This is a genomic window from Cupriavidus sp. 207A1, from assembly GCF_057798955.1.
In genome coordinates this window covers 97209-115312 of the sequence record NZ_JBYOJO010000018.1, presented here as the reverse complement: position 1 = coordinate 115312, position 18104 = coordinate 97209, and the positions used below count along the sequence as shown (strand labels likewise).

The 18104-nt window shown below is 68.2% G+C and carries 17 protein-coding genes; 9 read left to right on the top strand and 8 right to left on the bottom strand.

The features are described 5' to 3' along the window. Positions 1-140 precede the first annotated feature (140 nt). Entirely contained in the window at positions 141-737 is a 597-nt protein-coding gene (gene pth, locus AC3FMM_RS27065) for an aminoacyl-tRNA hydrolase (RefSeq protein ID WP_115711530.1), read from the top strand. A gap of 205 nt (positions 738-942) precedes the next feature. Then, positions 943-2802, top strand: a complete 1860-nt coding sequence (locus tag AC3FMM_RS27060; protein WP_115708037.1) for a PhoX family protein — start codon at positions 943-945, stop codon at positions 2800-2802. Between the two features lie 129 nt (positions 2803-2931). Here AC3FMM_RS27060 and AC3FMM_RS27055 read toward each other — a convergent pair whose 3' ends face one another. From AC3FMM_RS27055 to AC3FMM_RS27035, 5 genes are all read right to left on the bottom strand, one after another. Further along, entirely contained in the window at positions 2932-3192 is a 261-nt protein-coding gene (locus AC3FMM_RS27055; protein ID WP_012351650.1) for a YfhL family 4Fe-4S dicluster ferredoxin, read from the bottom strand. Positions 3193-3259: 67 nt separating this feature from the next. Beyond that, a complete protein-coding gene (gene coaD, locus AC3FMM_RS27050; RefSeq protein ID WP_012351649.1) occupies positions 3260-3745 on the bottom strand; it encodes a pantetheine-phosphate adenylyltransferase in 486 nt (161 codons plus the stop codon). A gap of 245 nt (positions 3746-3990) precedes the next feature. Further along, positions 3991-4638 carry a 16S rRNA (guanine(966)-N(2))-methyltransferase RsmD gene (rsmD, locus tag AC3FMM_RS27045; RefSeq protein WP_488687723.1) on the bottom strand — a complete coding sequence of 216 codons (648 nt, stop codon included), beginning with the start codon at positions 4636-4638 and terminating at the stop codon, positions 3991-3993. 73 nt (positions 4639-4711) lie between these two features. Continuing rightward, positions 4712-6094, bottom strand: a complete 1383-nt coding sequence (locus AC3FMM_RS27040; RefSeq protein ID WP_115708033.1) for a M16 family metallopeptidase — start codon at positions 6092-6094, stop codon at positions 4712-4714. A 10-nt stretch (positions 6095-6104) separates the two neighbouring features. Beyond that, complete coding sequence (locus AC3FMM_RS27035) at positions 6105-7652, bottom strand: M16 family metallopeptidase (RefSeq protein ID WP_326347020.1); 1548 nt, start codon at positions 7650-7652, stop codon at positions 6105-6107. A 227-nt stretch (positions 7653-7879) separates the two neighbouring features. Here AC3FMM_RS27035 and ftsY point away from each other — a divergent pair, with 227 nt between their 5' ends. Continuing rightward, complete coding sequence (gene ftsY / locus AC3FMM_RS27030) at positions 7880-9073, top strand: signal recognition particle-docking protein FtsY (RefSeq protein WP_116312106.1); 1194 nt, start codon at positions 7880-7882, stop codon at positions 9071-9073. Between the two features lie 69 nt (positions 9074-9142). Here ftsY and maiA read toward each other — a convergent pair whose 3' ends face one another. Further along, the gene (maiA, locus tag AC3FMM_RS27025) at positions 9143-9790 is read right to left on the bottom strand and encodes a maleylacetoacetate isomerase (protein WP_116312105.1); all 648 of its coding nucleotides are present in this window, start codon (positions 9788-9790) and stop codon (positions 9143-9145) included. Positions 9791-9793: 3 nt separating this feature from the next. Beyond that, positions 9794-10495 (bottom strand): fumarylacetoacetate hydrolase family protein, encoded by a 702-nt coding sequence (locus AC3FMM_RS27020; RefSeq protein ID WP_488687722.1) that lies wholly within the window; start codon positions 10493-10495, stop codon positions 9794-9796. 207 nt (positions 10496-10702) lie between these two features. Between AC3FMM_RS27020 and AC3FMM_RS27015 the strand changes: the two genes are divergently transcribed. The 5 genes from AC3FMM_RS27015 to ybiB all read left to right on the top strand — a co-directional run bounded on the left by AC3FMM_RS27015 (position 10703) and on the right by ybiB (position 15872). Beyond that, positions 10703-11347 (top strand): ANTAR domain-containing response regulator, encoded by a 645-nt coding sequence (locus AC3FMM_RS27015; protein ID WP_115708025.1) that lies wholly within the window; start codon positions 10703-10705, stop codon positions 11345-11347. 374 nt (positions 11348-11721) lie between these two features. Beyond that, positions 11722-13050: a CmpA/NrtA family ABC transporter substrate-binding protein gene (locus tag AC3FMM_RS27010; RefSeq protein WP_414249815.1), complete on the top strand. Its 1329-nt coding sequence runs from the start codon at positions 11722-11724 to the stop codon at positions 13048-13050. A gap of 31 nt (positions 13051-13081) precedes the next feature. Beyond that, positions 13082-13972, top strand: coding sequence for a nitrate ABC transporter permease (ntrB, locus tag AC3FMM_RS27005; protein ID WP_115708022.1), 891 nt, complete (start codon positions 13082-13084; stop codon positions 13970-13972). Positions 13973-13990: 18 nt separating this feature from the next. Next, entirely contained in the window at positions 13991-14794 is an 804-nt protein-coding gene (locus AC3FMM_RS27000) for an ABC transporter ATP-binding protein (RefSeq protein WP_116312101.1), read from the top strand. A gap of 85 nt (positions 14795-14879) precedes the next feature. After that, complete coding sequence (ybiB, locus tag AC3FMM_RS26995) at positions 14880-15872, top strand: DNA-binding protein YbiB (protein ID WP_116312100.1); 993 nt, start codon at positions 14880-14882, stop codon at positions 15870-15872. 19 nt (positions 15873-15891) lie between these two features. Here the strand turns inward: ybiB and AC3FMM_RS26990 are convergent, their stop codons facing one another. Next, the gene (locus tag AC3FMM_RS26990; protein WP_115708016.1) at positions 15892-16767 is read right to left on the bottom strand and encodes a pirin family protein; all 876 of its coding nucleotides are present in this window, start codon (positions 16765-16767) and stop codon (positions 15892-15894) included. A 345-nt stretch (positions 16768-17112) separates the two neighbouring features. Here AC3FMM_RS26990 and rpoH point away from each other — a divergent pair, with 345 nt between their 5' ends. Beyond that, complete coding sequence (gene rpoH / locus AC3FMM_RS26985) at positions 17113-18042, top strand: RNA polymerase sigma factor RpoH (protein WP_488687721.1); 930 nt, start codon at positions 17113-17115, stop codon at positions 18040-18042. Positions 18043-18104 lie beyond the last annotated feature (62 nt).

Below are 18104 nucleotides of genomic sequence, written 5' to 3'. Positions count from 1 at the left end.
AGCGGTGGCGGCCCGCGGGCCGCGCCACGCAGAAACCGCCGCTCCTGCGGCGGTTTTTTTTCGCCCGGCAGCTGACTGCCGGTTTTTCGGTATCCTTGGCGCCTGTGGCGCAGTCGCGCGCCAACGACACAGTCAAACGCATGATCAAGCTTATCGTCGGCCTCGGCAATCCCGGTGCGGAGTACGAGGCCACCCGACACAACGCCGGCTTCTGGCTGGTGGACCAGCTGGCCCGCATGGGCGGCGCCACGCTGCGCGTGGAAGGCCGCTTCCATGGGCTGGCCGCGCGCGCACGGCTCTGGGACCAGGAGATCTGGCTGCTCAAGCCGTCGACCTTCATGAACCGCTCCGGCCTGGCGGTGGTGTCGCTGGCGCGCTTCTACAAGATCCTGCCCGGCGAGATCGTGGTCGTGCATGACGAGATGGACCTGCCCGCAGGCGCCGCCAAGCTCAAGCGCGGCGGCGGCGCCGGCGGCCACAACGGCCTGAAGGACATCTCGGCCCACCTGGGCACGCAGGACTACTGGCGCCTGCGCCTGGGCGTGGGCCATCCGCGCAATGGCCCCGGCGGTGCCGGCGCGGGCCGCGAGGACGTGGTCAACTTCGTGCTCAAGCCCCCGCGGCGCGAGGAGCAGGAAGCCATCGATGCCGCCATCGACCGCTGCATCGAGCCGCTCGGCCTGATGGCCCGCGGCGATGCCGAGCGCGCCATGGCGCAGCTGCATACCGCGCGCTGAGCGCCGCACGCAGCCAGCATATTTCTGCGACAGCAGCATGAAAACGGGCCGCATCCGCGGCCCGCCGTCGTTTGGCCGCACCGGTCTGCAGTTGCAGACATAGTGTCATCAAAGTGCCATGGGCACCACCTAAATTGCGGGGTTTCCAATCGCGTCGGTATCGCATGGTTGCCGATGCGCATGACATCCCACAGGAGGAAAGCCCATGTCGTACCTGACCGACGAAGCGCGCGCCGCAAGCCGCGCCGCCAAGCCCGACGTTGACGTGCCCGGCCAGATGCTCGAGGACATCGTCGCCGCCAACCCGGCCCGCCGCCGGGTGCTGCGCGGCGGCCTGGGCCTGTCGCTGGTGTCGGCATTCGGCAGCGGCCTGCTGGCCGCCTGCGGCGGCGATGACGATCCTGCGCCGGCTCCGGCGCCCGCACCGGCCCCTGCCCCGGCACCCGCTCCGGCCCCGGCGCCGGCCACGCCGAGCTACGAGGTCACCTTCGAGCCGATCGCCAAGTCCACCGCCGACACCGTGGTGGTGCCGAGCGGCTACAGCGTCGACGTTTTGTTCTCCGCCGGCGACCCGGTCGAAGCCGGTGCCACCGGCTATGCCGGCGCCTTCCAGTCGTCGGCCGAGACCGAGCGCCAGGCTGGCGGCAACCACGACGGCATGCACTTCTTCACGCTGCCGGGCGTGGATCCGCAGAAGGGCGGCCTGCTGGCAATCAACCACGAACTGCCGGACTACAACATCCTGTTCCCGACCGCCTACGATGCCGCTACCGCAAGCCCGGAGCAGAAGCGCATCGCGCTGTCGGCGGTCGGCATTTCGGTGATCGAAGTGGAGCTGGCCGCCAGCGGCAAGTGGCAGGTCAAGCGCGACTCGATCTACAACAAGCGCTACACCGGCAACACGCTGTACCGCGTCGGCGGCCCGGCCGCACCGGTGATCGGCGCCACCGTGGTCGGCATGCTCAACAACTGCTCGAGCGGCCACACCCCGTGGGGCACCTACCTGACCTGCGAAGAAAGCACCGACAACTACATCGACCCGATCCAGGCCGACAACGGCTACGGCTGGGTGGTGGAGATCGACCCGTACGGCACGCTGGGCGCGCCGGCCAAGCGCACCGCGATGGGCCGCTTCGACCACGAGAACGTCGCCTACATCACCGATGCCAGCAACAACGTGGCCTTCTACATGGGCGACGACGGCACCCCGGGCTGCATCTACAAGTTCGTGCCGAGCAAGGCCTTCGACCCGAACAACCGCGCCGCCAACGCCAACCTGCTGGACACCGGCACGCTGTACGTGGCGAAGTTCAACGCCGACGGCAGCGGCCAGTGGATCGAACTGTCGCAGGGCAAGAACGGCCTCACCGTCGGTGCCTCGGACCCGGGCAACTGGACCCAGTCGGCGGTGTCGCCGGCACCGACCACGGTCGACTTCGCCACCCAGGCAGACGTGCTGATCAACACCAAGTCGGCCGCGCGCGTGGCCGGCGGCACGCTGATGGACCGCCCCGAGTGGATCACCGCCGCGCCGGACAACACGCTGTACTGCACGCTGACCAACAACAGCGGCCGCCAGCAGACCGACGCCGCCAACCCGCGCAAGAACAACCTGCACGGCCATATCGTCAAGTGGAATGAAGCCGGCAATTCGCCGCTGGCCACGACCTTCACCTGGAGCATCCTGCTGCAGGCCGGCGACCCGTCGCTGGCCACGGACAACCTGAAGGGCAACATCAACGGCGATACGTTCTCGAGCCCGGACGGCCTGCGCGTCGATCCCAAGGGCCGCCTGTGGGTGCAGACCGATTCGAGCACCAGCGCCACCTACACCGGCACCTTCGGCAACAACAGCATGTACTACATCTCGCCGACGGGCCAGTCGAAGCGCTTCCTGGCGGGCCCGACCGGTTGCGAGATCACCGGCATCGCCTACACGCCGGACCTGACCACCTGCTTCATCAACATCCAGCACCCGACCGGCAAGTGGCCGGATGCGGCCAAGCCGCCGCGCTCGTCCACCATCGTGGTGCGTCGTGCCGACGGCAAGCCGATCGGTGCCTGACCGCGCAGTGCCGTAGGCAGTAACCGTAGTAATTGGGGAAAGGTTAAGCCCCCGTCACCTTGCGGTGCCGGGGGCTTTTTTTGCGCGGCGCAAGCCGGGATGGCGAGGCCGGGCCAGGGTGATCCGGTATCAGGCCGCGTGCCGGGCCGCCGTCAGCAGGCGGTACCGCTGCATCAGGACCTCATGGGTCTCCACGCGGTTCGGATCCTTGGGAATGCACGCGACCGGGCAGACCTGCTGGCATTGCGGCTCGTCGAAGTGGCCGACGCACTCGGTGCACTTGTTGGGGTCGATTTCATAGATCTCGGGCCCCATCGAAATGGCTTCGTTCGGGCACTCGGGTTCACAAACGTCGCAGTTGATGCAGTCGTCGGTGATCATCAGCGCCATGGTGTTTCCTTCCTGCGGACACGCCCGCGCCCGACTGGCCGCGGTCTGACGTGTCTGAAGCCATATTTTATTCCGGTTTCGCGATTTTCTCTTGCAGCCAGCGTTCCACCGACGGGAACACGAACTTGCTGACATCGCCGCCCAGCACCGCGATCTCGCGCACGAAGGTGCCGGAGATGAACTGGTACTGGTCCGACGGGGTCAGGAACATGGTCTCCACGTCGGGCAGCAGGTAGCGGTTCATGCCCGCCATCTGGAACTCGTACTCGAAGTCGGACACCGCGCGCAGGCCGCGCACGATCACGCGCGCATTGTTCTTGCGCACGAAATCCTTGAGCAGTCCGGAAAAGCCCTCGACCCGCACGTTCGGATAATGCCCGAGCACTTCGCGGGCAATGCTGATGCGCTCTTCGAGCGAAAAGAACGGGCGCTTGTTGGGGCTGTGCGCCACGCCGACCACCAGTTCGTCGAAGATATTCGACGCACGGCGGACCAGATCCTCGTGTCCCCGGGTCATTGGATCGAAGGTGCCGGGATAGACCGCGCTGACCATACTTCCTCCTTGATCTGCCCGCTGCCGGCCGTGGAAGGGCCGCCTCTTGCGCCGGCCGGGCCGGCGTGGGTGCTGCGTCGCGAGCGTTGTGACAGCGGCGTAGTGTAACCCTAAATGCCCCGCTTGGAAGTCGCCGCAGGCACCGTTTTGCGGCAGTGCACCCAAGAATCGGTTTCGCAATCGGGAAGGGGCCCTTCCCCTTTCCGAAACCGCGGCGCCAGGCAGCGGCCCGCGGGCCTGGCGCATCAGGCGGCGCCGTGGCCCGGCACGTGGTGCTGCAGCAGGTGGAAATGCACCGCTCCGGCGCGCGCGTGCCGCACGATCTCGAGCGATGCCGGCACCGGTGCATCGGCGCCGGTCAGCGGGTGGTCGGTCTCGACATAGACCGCCCCGCCCGGCCGCGACAGCCGCGCCGCGTGCGCCAGCGACGGGCCGATCCAGTCCTCGGCGAAGGGCGGGTCCAGGAACACCACGTCGAAGCTGGCATCCGGCAGCTGCGCGGCAATGGCGAAGGCGTCGCCTTGCAGCACGCGCACCTGCCCGGCATCCAGCCGCGTCACGTTGTCTCGCAATTGCCTGGCCACGCGCGCATTGGACTCGACCAGCGTCACCACGGCCGCGCCACGCGAGGCGGCCTCGAAACCGAGCGCGCCGGAGCCGGCGAACAGATCCAGGCATTCCATGCCGGACAGGTCCTGGCCCAGCCAGTTGAAGAGCGTTTCGCGCACGCGGTCGGGCGTGGGCCGCAGGCCCTGGGCGTCAGGCACGGGCAGCAGCGTACGCTTCCAGCGTCCGCCGATGATGCGGACCTGTGCGGGTGCCTGGCGCGGCACGGGAGAGACGGGAGATCGCCCGCGAGGCGCGGGCGAGGGCAATCGGGAACGCGAATTCATGCCGTGATTGTAGAGCCTGCGGCAGGCTCCGCCGCAGGCGATGCCGCCGTCACCGCCGACATCATCGCTGACATCACTGCCGCGAAGCCGTGGGCGCGCTGCCCACCGGGCCGCCGACGATCACCGTCGCCATGTTGTCCGGGTGCACGTGGCGCTGGAACGCCGCCCTGACCTGTTCGCGCGTGACCTTGCCGATCTGCGCGGTCCAGGTATCGAGGTAATCGAGCGGCAGCCCGTACCAGCCGATATTGGCGACGTTGGTCAGCAGCTTGCGGTTGTTGTCGATGCGCAGCGGAAAGCCGTTGATCAGGTTGTCCTTGGCCGCGCGCAGCTCCTTTTCGCTCGGGCCTTCGGCGACAAAGCGCGTCAGCACCTGGCGCACCAGCGCCAGCGCCTCGTCGGTCTGGGCCTTCTTGGTCTGCAGGCTGATGCCGAACGGCCCCGGCTGCTTGGACGGTGCGAAGTAGCTGTCCACGCCGTAGGTCAGGCCGCGCTTCTCGCGCACTTCGTCGGTCAGGCGCGAGCTGAAGCCACCGCCGCCCAGCACGTAGTTGCCCACCAGCAGCGCGAAATAGTCGGGGTCGCCGCGCGCGATCGCCGGCTGGCCCAGCGCCACGCTGGACTGCTGCGCCGGGTGCGGCAGGCGCTGCTCGCTGGGCGCGATCTTCAGTTTCACCTGCGGCAGCGCCGGTGCGGCGCGGCCGGGCGGCAGCCCGCGCGTCAACTGCTCGGCGATGGCCTCGGCCTGCTTGCGGTCGACCGCGCCGATCAGTGTCACCACCGCGCGCTGCGCGCCGTAGTTGTCGCGCCAGAAACCGACGATGTCGTCGCGCGTGATCGACGCCACGCTCTCGGGGGTCGCGGCGACGCCGTAGGGATGGTCGGGATACATGGCCCGGGCCAGCGCCTTGTCGGCGATCACGCCCGGCTTGGTGTCGGCTTCGCGGATGGCGGTGATCAGGCGCTGCTTCTCGCGACCGACCACGGCATCCGGGTAGGTCGGCGCCTTGATCAGCTGCGCGGCCAGCGCGACCGACTGGTCCAGTTCCGGCTGCGCGGTCAGGGTGCGCAGCCCGATGCCGCCGCGGTCGCCGCCGGCCGCGCCGCCGAAGGCGGCCCCGGTATCGGCAAAGGCATCGGCGATCCTGGCCTCGTCGCGCGCCGGCTGGCCGTCCTGCGCGGCCGCGCCCTTGTCCAGCAGGGCCGCGGTCAGCGTGGCCAGCCCGGCCTTGCCCTGCGGGTCATAGCGGCTGCCGGCGTCGAAGTCGATATTGATATCGAGCATCGGGATTGACGGGCTGTGCACGAGGAATACCCGGGCGCCGGTGGATGCGGTCCAGTGTTCGATCGGGATCGCTGCCTGCGCCAGTTGCGCGGCCAGCAGCACCACGGCGCCCAATGCGGCGCCGGCCAGTTTGCGCAGCGGACGCGGCGCGGAAGTGACGGACTGGGTCATCGCCTTGTTCTCAGTGGCGCAGGCCCGAAGGGGCCTGCGACTTGGGCTTGTTCGGATCGATCGGCTGCGGCACCAGGGTGGCCACGGTCAGGTTGTCGTCGTTGAAGTACTTGGCGGCGACGGCTTGCACCTGCGCCGGCGTGACGGCCTTGATCTTGTCGAGCATGCGATCGATCTGGCGCCAGGAGATCTCCGAGATCTCGGACACGCCGATCTCCATGCCCTGCCCGAATACCGAATCGCGCTTGTAGATCTGGCCGGCCACCACCTGCGCCTTGACGCGCTTGAGCTCCTCCGGCGACACGCCCTCGCGGGCGATGCGCTGGATCTCCGCGCGCAACGCGCGCTCGATCTCGTCGGTGTTGTGGCCCGCCGCCGGCGTGCCGTCGAGCACGAACAGCGACTCGCCGCGGTTGATGCTGTCGTAGCCGACATTGACGTCGTCGGCCAGGCGCTGCTCGCGCACCAGTTCGCGGGTCAGGCGCGCGTTGTCGTAGCCGTTGAGCACGGCCGCCAGCACCTCGAGCGCATAGGGGTCGACGTCTTTCTCGACGTCGCGCAGGCGCGGCACCTTGTAGGCCATCACCATGTACTGGTTCTCGGCGGGTGCCTTGACCCAGATGCGCTTGATGCCCTTCTGCGCCGGCTCTTCCTGGTCCTTGCGCACCGGCAGCGCGCGTGGCTTGAGCTTGCCGTAGTAGCGCTCGGCCAGCGCCCTCACTTCCTCGGCCTTGACGTCGCCCGTGACGATCACCGTGGCGTTGTTGGGCACATACCAGTGGCGATACCAGTCCTTGACGTCGTCCACGCGCATGTTGACCAGGTCGTCCATCCAGCCGATCACCGGGTGCCGGTAGGCGGCCGCGGTGTAGACCGTCGCCAGCAGCTGCTCATAGACCGTACCGCGCGCGGAGTCGTCGGTGCGCAGGCGGCGTTCTTCCATCACCACCTTCATCTCGCGCTCGAACTCGTCCTTGGTGATGACGAGGTTGGCCATGCGGTCGGCTTCCAGCTCCATCATCTTCGGCAGGTACTGCTTGCCGATCTGCTGGTAGTACATGGTGAAGTCGCGGTTGGTCATGGCGTTCTCGCGCCCGCCCAGGGCCGCCACCTGCTTCGAGAACTCGCCCACGCCGACCTTGGGCGTGCCCTTGAACATCATGTGTTCCAGCATGTGGGCCACGCCAGTGGTGCCACTGACCTCGTCGATGCCGCCCACGCGGTACCAGACCTGGTGTGCCACGGTCGGGGCGCGGTGGTCTTCCTTGACGATCAGCCGCAGCCCGTTGGACAGGCGGTACTCGGTCGTGCCGTGGGCGGTGGCGCCGGCGGGCGCGGTCTGCGCCGCCGGCATCGGCGAGGCCACCACGCCCTGCGCCGCCGCGGGCAGCGACCACGGCAGCAGCGCCAGCAGCAGCGTGGGAATGACACGCCGCGCCAGTCGCGCGGCGGGGGTGGATGGCGCCTGCAAGGGCGGTGCGTGGCGTTGGCTGCGCGTTTGGGCGGTGGCGTTGCTGCCCGGTACGCCCGTTGCGGTCATGACAGCGCAATGGTTCATGCGACCCCGTCTGCTAAAATTTTGCCGATCGATTCGCGTGCGCGACGCTGCGCGCGAATCTGCCATGTAGTGAACTCATGTAGCGAACTATACGCAATCGCCGGCGGGGACCACAACGGTTTCTCCCCTGCCATCGCGAAGCCTGCGTAACCCATTGATTAATCACCGGTTGCCTGCGGCAGTGGCTGCCGCCAGGGTTTCGGCCCCGGTATTGACCCCGTTCCCCAATGTTTAGTTTCTGGAAGAAGCGCAAGGCCGAGCCGGCGCCCGTCGAGGCGCCAGTGGAGGCCGCCGTCGAGGCGCCCGCGCCAGCCCCGGCCCCCGCGCCGGAGGTCCCCGCACCCGCCCCGGCACCGTCCCCGACACCAACGCCAACGCCCACGCCCACGCCCACGCCAGCCCCCGCGACCGTGCCGGTTCCCGTGCCCGTCCCGGTGCCGGCACAAGTGCCTCCGCCCGCGCCGGCGCCGGTGGCTGCCGAGGCGCTGGAACTGGTGCCGCCGCCCGCCCCCAGCGCAGAAGCCAGGCAGGGCTGGATGCAGCGCCTGCGCACCGGCCTGTCCAAGACCAGCCGCAACCTCGGCACGCTGTTCGTCGGCGTCAAGGTCGACGAGGACCTGTTCGAGGAACTGGAAACCGCGCTGCTGATGGCCGACGCCGGCGTCGAGGCCACCGAATACCTGCTGGGCGAACTGCGCAAGCGCGTCAGGTCCGAACGCATCGAAACCGCCGAGGGCGTCAAGGCGGCGCTGCGCGAGCTGCTGACGCAGCTGCTGCGCCCGCTCGAAAAGACCATGGCGCTGGGCCGCGAGCAGCCGCTGGTGATGATGATCGCGGGCGTCAACGGCGCCGGCAAGACCACCAGCATCGGCAAGCTGTGCAAGCACTTCCAGCGCTATGACCAGAAGGTGCTGCTGGCCGCCGGCGACACCTTCCGCGCCGCCGCGCGCGAGCAGCTGGCGATCTGGGGCGAACGCAACAACGTCACCGTGGTGGCGCAGGAAAGCGGCGATCCCGCGGCGGTGATCTTCGACGCCGTGAACGCCGCCAAGGCGCGCGGCATCGATATCGTCATGGCCGACACCGCCGGGCGCCTGCCGACGCAGCTGCACCTGATGGAAGAGCTGAAGAAGGTCAAGCGCGTGATCAGCAAGGCCATGCCCAGCGCCCCGCACGAGGTGCTGCTGGTGATCGACGCCAATACCGGACAGAACGCCCTGCAGCAAACCCGCGCCTTCGACGACGCGCTCGGGCTCACCGGCCTGATCGTGACCAAGCTCGACGGCACCGCCAAGGGCGGCATCCTGGCGGCGATCGCGCGCCAGCGCCCGGTGCCGGTCTATTTCATCGGCGTGGGCGAGAAGGTGGAAGACCTGCAGCCGTTCAAGGCGGAGGAGTTCGCCGAGGCGCTGCTGGGTTAAATCCCGACGTCCTCCAAGACAAAACACCCCGGCAGTGCCGGGGTGTTTGCGCTTTGCCGGGGTGCAATACTATTCCGCGTCAGGTTGCGACTTCGGCTCCGCCTTCTGGAACGCCGGCAGCGCCATGCACGCTTCATAGATCTTCGCGATCGCCGGATAGCGCGCCACGTCGATATTGAAGCGTTGAGCGTTGAACACCTGCGGCACCAGGCACAGGTCGGCCAGCGTGGGCGTGTCGCCGAAGCAGAAGCGCCCGGCCTTGCCGCTGCGCTCGAGGTTGGCTTGCAGCGAGGCGAAGCCCAGCTCGATCCAGTGGCGGTACCAGGCGTCCTTGACCTCGTCGGCCACGCCCACCGTGTGCTTCAGGTACTTCAGCACGCGCAGGTTGTTCAGCGGATGGATCTCGCAGGCGATCTCCTGCGCCAGGCCACGCACATAGGCGCGGTCCAGCGCCGTGCCGGGCAGCAGCTTCGGCTCGGGATGGACCTCGTCGAGGTACTCGACGATGGCCAGCGATTGCTGCAGCACGTGCTCGCCGTCGGCCAGCGCCGGTACCAGCCCGTCGGGGTTCACCGCGCGGAACTCCGGCTTGAGCTGCTGGCCGCCTTCCTTGAGCAGGTGCACCGGCACGTAGTCATAGGACAGGCCCTTGAGTTCCAGCGCGATACGCACGCGGAACGAGGCCGAACTGCGGAAATAGCTGTAAAGCTTGAGCATCGGTCAGACTACCTTGATGGTGAGATCGCCCACGCCGCCGACGTGGCACTGCATGACATCGCCCTTGACCACCGGGCCCACGCCCTCGGGCGTGCCGCTGAAGATCAGGTCGCCGGGCTGAAGCTCGAACAGCTTCGACAGGTACGACACCATCTCCGGCACCGACCAGATCAGGTCCGACAGGTCGCCGCGCTGCTTTTCGACGCCGTTGACCGACAGCGTGACCTCGCCCTTTTGCGGATGGCCGATGGCCGAGACCGGCACGATCGGGCCGATCGGCGCAGAACGGTCGAAGGCCTTGCCGGTCTCCCACGGGCGGCCGGTCTTCTTCGATTCGTTCTGCAGGTCGCGGCGCGTCATGTCCAGGCCCACGGCATAGCCGAACACGTGGCCGGCGGCCTGCTCGACCGGGATGTCGCGGCCGCCCTTGCCGATCGCCACCACCAGCTCCACTTCATAGTGGCAGTTGCTGGTGCCCGGCGGATAAGGGAACGCGCCCTCGGTGCCGTCGGCGACATAGCTGACGGCATCGGACGGCTTGCAGAAGAAGAACGGCGGCTCGCGGTCCGGGTCCGAACCCATTTCCCGGGCATGGGCGGCATAGTTGCGGCCGACGCAGTACACGCGCCGGACCGGAAAGCTGGCGTGGCTGCCGCGCACAGGCACGCCAACGGGCGCGGGCGGGGCGAACACGAATTCGGTCATGCATCTCTCCAGATAGGTCAGATCGGTGCTGCGACGGGGCCCGGTGCCGGGCGCAGCAGGCCAACAGGATACACCGCGCGCTGTGCCCTGCGTACGGCCGCATACAATGGATCCAGGCACGCTTGCAAACGCCGCCGCACCGGACTGGCGCACCATCCGAGGCCCCCCGGCGCGAATCTTGCATGGCGCACTGCAACAGAGCCAGCCATGACAAGACGCCATCCGCCCCCCTCGCCCACGCCAGCGAACCCGGCCACCCCCGCCGCCGGCCGGGTGCTGCGTATCCTGCTCGTGCGCGACCCGCTCGACGCCGATCCCCTGAACGTCGAGACCATCCGCAGCGGGCTGGTGAACGCTGGCTTCACCGAGATCCAGGTAGTCGACGCGGACCTGCGGCTGCCCGACGTGATCAACGCCAGCCAGCCTGACATGCTGATCATCGCGTCCGAGTCCGCGGCGCGCGACACCATCGAGCACGTGTGCGTCTCGACCCAGCATGCCCCGCGCCCGATCGTGCTGTTCACCGACAATGACGACAGCCAGCGCATCAAGGCCGCACTCAGCGCGGGCATTACCGCCTATATCGTCGACGGCCTGCGCGCGGAGCGCGTCAAGACCGTGCTCGACGTCGCCTATGCACGCTTCGAGCTGGACCAGCAGTTGCGCGCCGAACTCGACGCCACGCGGCTGAAGCTGGCCGAGCGCAAGGTGGTGGAGCGCGCCAAGGGCCTGCTGATGCAGGCGCGCGGGCTGAGCGAGGAAGACGCCTACAAGCGCCTGCGCAGCATGGCGATGGAACGCGGGCTGAAGCTTGTGGATGCCGCGCAGCGCGTGATCGACGTCATGGGCTGAGCCCTGCCATCGCCGTCGCGGTGCAACGCCGCACGCGGCTGGTGCGCTGCACCCTCCTGGCGCCGCCCTCCTTCCCGCCTCGCCGGTCCATCTCCGCCAGAGTGCGGCGGCTGTGTCCGGACCGCGTCACGTACGCACCGACCTCGCCCATTTCGCCCCGCTCCGGCACCACGTTCCCCGAAATGCTGCACCGCATGATGCTGGCATACGGCTTGCGTCATGCTGGTATCGGCCAACGGCGGCCGATCGACAATTCAGGCGGACATGGCCAACGCGGGCCGCGTCACGCCACGGACAACGGCGTCCCCGCAGCGCACCGGTCTTCTGGCGAAGCCGGCGGCGGCAGGGGACGCTTTTTTTCTTGGAGCCAAGCAATGCCCACTCGCCTCAGCCATGCCAGGCCGCTGCACGCAGCCGTCCAGAACGCCGACGCCGCTGCCGACGCGGTACCGGCCAGCAGCGGCCGGCGCCGTGCGCTGGCCACCATCGCCGGCGCCAGCGTGATGACGCTGGTCGATCCGCTGGTGCGCGCCGGCGCCTGGGCGGCGGGCTCCGACGCGCCGGAGAAGACCGAGGTGCGCATCGGCTTTATTCCGCTGACGGACTGCGCCTCGGTGGTCATGGCGGCCACGCTCGGGCTCGACAAGAAATACGGCATCAAGATCACGCCGACCAAGGAAGCCTCCTGGGCGGGCGTGCGCGACAAGCTGGTCAATGGCGAGCTGGACGCCGCCCACGTGCTCTACGGCCTGGTCTATGGCGTCCAGCTCGGGATCGGCGGGCCGAAAAAGGACATGGCCGTGCTGATGAGCCTGAACCACAACGGCCAGGCCATCACGCTGTCGTCCAAGCTGGCCGAGAAGGGTGTGCGGGACGGCGCCAGCCTGAAAGCGCTGATGGCAAAGGAAAAGCGCGACTACACCTTCGCCCAGACCTTCCCGACCGGCACGCACGCGATGTGGCTGTACTACTGGCTGGCGGCCAACGGCATCAACCCGATGCAGGACGCCAAGGCCATCACGGTGCCGCCGCCGCAGATGGTGGCCAACATGCGCGTGGGCAATATGGATGGTTTCTGCGTGGGCGAGCCGTGGGGCGCGCGCGCGATCGCCGACAAGATCGGCTTTACCGCCGAGACCACGCAGGCGATCTGGAAGAACCATCCGGAAAAGACCCTGGGCACCACCGCGGAGTTCGTGCAGAAGCATCCAAACACGGCGCGCGCGATGGTGGCGGCGGTACTCGAGGCCTCCAAGTTCATCGATGCATCGGCCTCCAACCGCCGCAAGACCGCCGAGACCATCGCCGCCAAGTCCTACGTCAACACCGACATGGACATCATCCTCGACCGCATGCTGGGCCGCTACACCAACGGGCTGGGCAAGACCTGGGACGACCCCGACGCGATGAAGTTCTACCAGGACGGCAATGCGAACTTCCCGTTCCTGTCCGACGGCATGTGGTTCCTGACGCAGCACAAGCGCTGGGGCCTGCTCAAGGCCCACCCGGATTACCTCGCCGTGGCCAGGCAGGTCAACCGCATCGACATCTACAAGCAGGCCGCCACTGCCGCGCAGGTGCCGCTGCCCAAGAGCGACATGCGCAGCTCGAAGCTGATCGACGGCGTGGTCTGGGACGGCAAGGACCCGAAAGCCTACGCCGACGGTTTCAAGATCAAGGCCGCCGGCACGCCCGCCGCCTGATCCGCTGTGCCCCTGACCAAAGGAGCCCGACATGAATGCCATTGCCTCCACCACGCCCGATGCCGCAGCCGACCCCGACACCAAGGAACGGACACGCCGGCGCGAACAGGAAATCTCCGCGCAGGCCCGGCGCGCGGCACGCCGCGAGACCGCTGCCGCGCTGGTGCTCAAGGCGGTGCCGCCGCTGCTGGGCTTCGCCCTGTTCGTACTGGCCTGGCACGGCATCGCCAGCATGATCCCGGCCATCCCCACGCCGGGCGCGACATGGAACGCCGCGGTGCCGCTCTTTGCCGACCCGTTCTACCGCAACGGTCCCAATGACCAGGGCATCGGCTGGAACGTGCTGGCGTCGCTGGCGCGCGTGGCAGCAGGCTTCGGCCTGGCCGCGCTGGTCGGCATCCCGGCCGGCTTCCTGATCGGGCGCTTCGCCTTCCTGAACGCCATGACCGCGCCGGTGATCAGCCTGCTGCGGCCGGTTTCGCCGCTGGCATGGCTGCCGATCGGGCTGCTGCTGTTCAAGGCGGCCAATCCGGCCGCGATCTGGGCGATCTTCATCTGCTCGATCTGGCCGATGGTGATCAACACCGCGGTGGGTGTCACGCGCGTGCCGCAGGACTACCTGAACGTGGCGCGCGTGCTCGACCTGTCGGAATGGAAGGTGTTCACGCGGGTGCTGCTGCCCGCGGTGCTGCCCTACATGCTGACCGGCGTGCGGCTGTCGATCGGCACCGCGTGGCTGGTGATCGTCGCGGCCGAGATGCTCACCGGAGGCACCGGCATCGGCTTCTGGCTGTGGGACGAATGGAACAACCTGAAGGTCGAGCACATCGTGATCGCGATCTTCGTGATCGGCATCATCGGGCTGCTGCTGGAGCACGCGCTGCTGGCGCTGGCCCGGCGCTTCAGCTACGGCACCAACTGATACGCGGGGAGAATCGCCATGGACAAGTTCGTCAGCATCGAAAACGTCGGCCAGACCTTCAAGACCCGCAAGGGACCGTTCGTCGCCCTGCGCGATATCAACCTGCATATCGCCGAGGGCGAGTTCATCACGCTGATCGGCCATTCCGGCTGCGGCAAGTCCACGCTGCTGAACCTGGTCGCGGGACTGGCCACGCCCACCGCGGGCGCGCTGATCTGCGCCGGGCGCGAGATCGCCGGGCCGGGGCCGGAGCGCGCGGTGGTGTTCCAGAACCATTCGCTGCTGCCGTGGCTGACGTGCTTCGAGAACGTCTACCTGGGCGTGGAGCGCGTCTTCGCCACCAGCGAGAGCAAGCCGCAGCTCAAGGCGCGTACGCACGACACGCTGGCGCTGGTGGGCCTGACGCACGCCGAGAACAAGTATCCGCACGAGATCTCCGGCGGCATGAAGCAGCGCGTGGGCATTGCCCGCGCGCTGGCGATGGCGCCCAAGGTGCTGCTGATGGACGAGCCCTTCGGCGCGCTAGATGCGCTCACGCGTGCGCACCTGCAGGACGAGCTGATCAAGATCGTGGCAGGCACCCGCAGCACGGTGGTGATGGTGACGCACGATGTCGACGAGGCCGTGCTGCTGGCGGACCGCATCGTGATGATGACCAACGGCCCGGCGGCCACCATCGGCGAAATCCTCAAGGTGGACCTGCCGCGCCCGCGCGACCGCGTGGCGCTGGCGGACGATCCGGCCTACCACCGCTGCCGCACCGCGGTGCTGGACTTCCTCTACCGCAAGCAGCGCAATCCGGCGCTGCTGCAAGCGGCGTAGCGGCGCGGTGGCGTGCCCGGCGGCCATGGGCGAGGCCGCCGCGCTCCGCTATCATGAACCCAGAACACACTACCCCCACGCCACCATGACCACGACCGCCGCCCCATTTCCCGCCGCCCGCTTTATCAAGGAGATCGGCCGCGGCGTCAACGGCGCGCGCGCGCTGCCGCGCGAGGACGCGCAGGCCCTGTTCGACGCCATGCTGGCGGGCCGCGTGTCCGACCTGGAGCTGGGCGCCATCCTGATGGCTTATCGCATCAAGGGCGAGGCCCCGCACGAGCTGGCCGGCATGCTGGAGGCCGCGCATGCGCACTGCGAGCCGCTGCCGGCGCCGCCGGACCGGCAGGTGGTGGTGATCCCCAGCTACAACGGCGCGCGCAAGCAGCCCAACCTGGTGCCGCTGCTGGCGCTGTTGCTGGCCCGCGAAGGCGTCCCCGTGCTGGTGCACGGCACGCGCGAGTTCGAGGGGCGCGTGACCAGCATGGCGCTGTTCGAGGCCCTGGGCGTGCCCCTGTGCGCGAGCACCGCCGAAGCCGCGGCCAGGCTGCGCGATGGGGACGGCAATGGCCCGCTGGCGGTGCTGCCGGTGGATGTGCTGTCGCCCGGGCTGTCGCGGCTGCTGGAGCGGCGCACCGTGATCGGCCTGCGCAATTCGTCGCATACGGTGGCCAAGATGCTGCAGCCGGTGGGCGAGCACTCGCCCGCCGAAGGCCTGCGGCTGTACAGCTACACGCACCCTGAATACCGCGAGACGCTGACCGACTACTTCTCCCACGAACCCGCCAACGTGCTGCTGGCGCGCGGCACCGAGGGCGAGGTGGTGGCCGATGCCCGGCGCACCGGCCGCATCGACTGGCTGCATGAAGGCCATCAGCACACACTGGTGGGCCAGGCCGGCGGCTCGATCGGCGATGTGCCGGAGCTTCCGCCGGGCAGCGATGCCGGCCTGACCGTGGCCTGGATCCGGCGCGTGCTGGACGGCGCGGTGCCGGTGCCGGCGCCGATCACCATCCAGATCGAGGCTATCCGCGAATGCCTGCGCCAGGGCACCCGCGTGACCTGGGCCAGTCCGGTCTGAGCCAGCCCCGGCACAACCGTCAGGGCTTGCGCGGGGGCAGCGGAATGCGCTCGGTCTCGCCGGGCACGCGCGGGAACTGGTCGTCCTCCCAGCGCTGGGCCGCGGCCTCGATCGCCACCTTGCTGCTGGCAACGAAGTTCCAGTAGATAAAGCGGTGCCCGTCGGTCGGGTCCCCGCCGAGCAGCATCACGCGCGACGGCGCCGTGGCCGTCAGCGTGGCCGGCTGGCCCGGCGTGAGCACCACCATGTGCTCGGCCGGCAGCGGCTCGCCGTCGAGCGCGACCGCGCCGTCGACCGGATAGATGCCGCGCTCGGCGTGGTCGGCGGGAATCTCCACGCTGGCGCCCGCGTCCAGCTCGATCGCCACGTACAGCGTGCGGCTGAAGACCTGGACCGGCGAGGTCTGGCCGAACGCATCGCCGGCAATCACCACCATGCGCAGGCCGGGCCGCTCGATGCGCGGCAGCGTCGCGGCGGGATGGTGGAAAAACGACGGTTCGGCGCCCTCGTGCTGCCGCGGCAGCGCCACCCAGGTCTGGATGCCGTGCAGGCGTGCGCCCTCTGGCCGCACGTGCTCGGGCGATCGCTCCGAATGCACGATGCCGTGGCCGGCGGTCATCCAGTTGACGTCGCCAGGGCGGATCGCCTGGTCGCTGCCAAGGCTGTCGCGATGGATGATCTCGCCCTCGAACAGGTAGGTGACCGTGGCCAGGCCGATATGGGGATGCGGACGCACATCGGCGCCCTGGCCCGGTGGCAGCTGCACCGGTCCCATATGGTCGAAGAAGATAAACGGCCCGACGGTCTGGGTTGCCGCGGCCGGCAGCAGCCGGCGCACGGTGAAATCGCCCAGGTCGCGCACATGCGGCTTGAGCAAGTGTTCGATAACAGACATAACTCCTCCGATCCGATAAGAGAGGCTCGCAAGCATGCCAGTGCGCTGCCCGCCGGTCGAGTGTAGTCGCTGGTGGAACAGAGCATTGCGACGGCCGGCAGAACCCCGTTGCCACCCCGGGCTCTAACTACCAGTGCGCGGCGGCAGCGGTATCGTTGCCGTCTCATTTCGATCCACCTGACTATCTGAACAGACAGATCGATACCTGGGAACTATCGGAGCCACCGGCACTCCAATTAGCACTCACCCGGCCAGAGTGCTAAGATGCGTTGCAGTGCCGCCGATTCCCCCAAGGGGCCGCGGCGCACCGGCAACCAAACCGCCGGACGCGAAAGGAGCCATTGAGTGAACGCAGTCTTGTCTGCCGACCAAACCCTGACGAACAACCGTCTGCCGACGGTGCCCCGGAACACGGGCAGCTTTGCGCGGACCTTTCCGGCGACCGTGGGCAACCTCGACAGCTACATCCAGGCTGTCCACCGCATTCCGCTGCTGACCGCGGAGGAAGAGCAACGCCTGGCGCGCGAGCTGCGCGACCACGATTCCGTCGATGCGGCCCGCCGCCTGGTGATGTCGCACCTGCGGCTGGTGGTGTCGATCGCCCGCCAGTACCTCGGTTACGGCCTGCCCCATGCCGACCTGATCCAGGAAGGCAATATCGGCCTGATGAAGGCGGTGAAGCGTTTCGATCCGGACCAGGGTGTGCGCCTGGTGTCGTACGCGATGCACTGGATCAAGGCCGAAATCCATGAATACGTGCTGAAGAACTGGCGCATGGTCAAGGTGGCCACCACCAAGGCCCAGCGCAAGCTGTTCTTCAACCTGCGCAGCCACAAGCAGGGCGGGCACACCTTCACGCCGGAACAGGTCGAGGCCGTGGCGCGCGAGCTGAACGTCAAGCCCGAAGAAGTGATGGAGATGGAAACCCGCCTGTCGGGCGGCGATCTGGCGCTTGAAGGCCAGGTCGACGACGGCGAAGAGGAATTCGCCCCCATCGCCTACCTGGCTGACAATCACAATGAGCCGACGCGCGTGATGGAAGCCAAGCGCCACGACCGCATGCAGGTCGAGGGGCTCGAAGAAGCGCTGGGCAAGCTCGACGAGCGTAGCCGCCGCATCATCGAGGCGCGCTGGCTCAACGTCGAGGACGACGGCTCCGGCGGCGCCACGCTGCATGAGCTGGCCGACGAGTTCGGCGTATCGGCCGAGCGCATCCGCCAGATCGAGGCGGCGGCGATGAAGAAGATGAAGGGCGCGCTGCAGGCATTCGCCTGATCCCCAGCCGCAACCATGCAAAAGGCCGGTCCCTGGACCGGCCTTTTTTGTTGCCCGCGAAG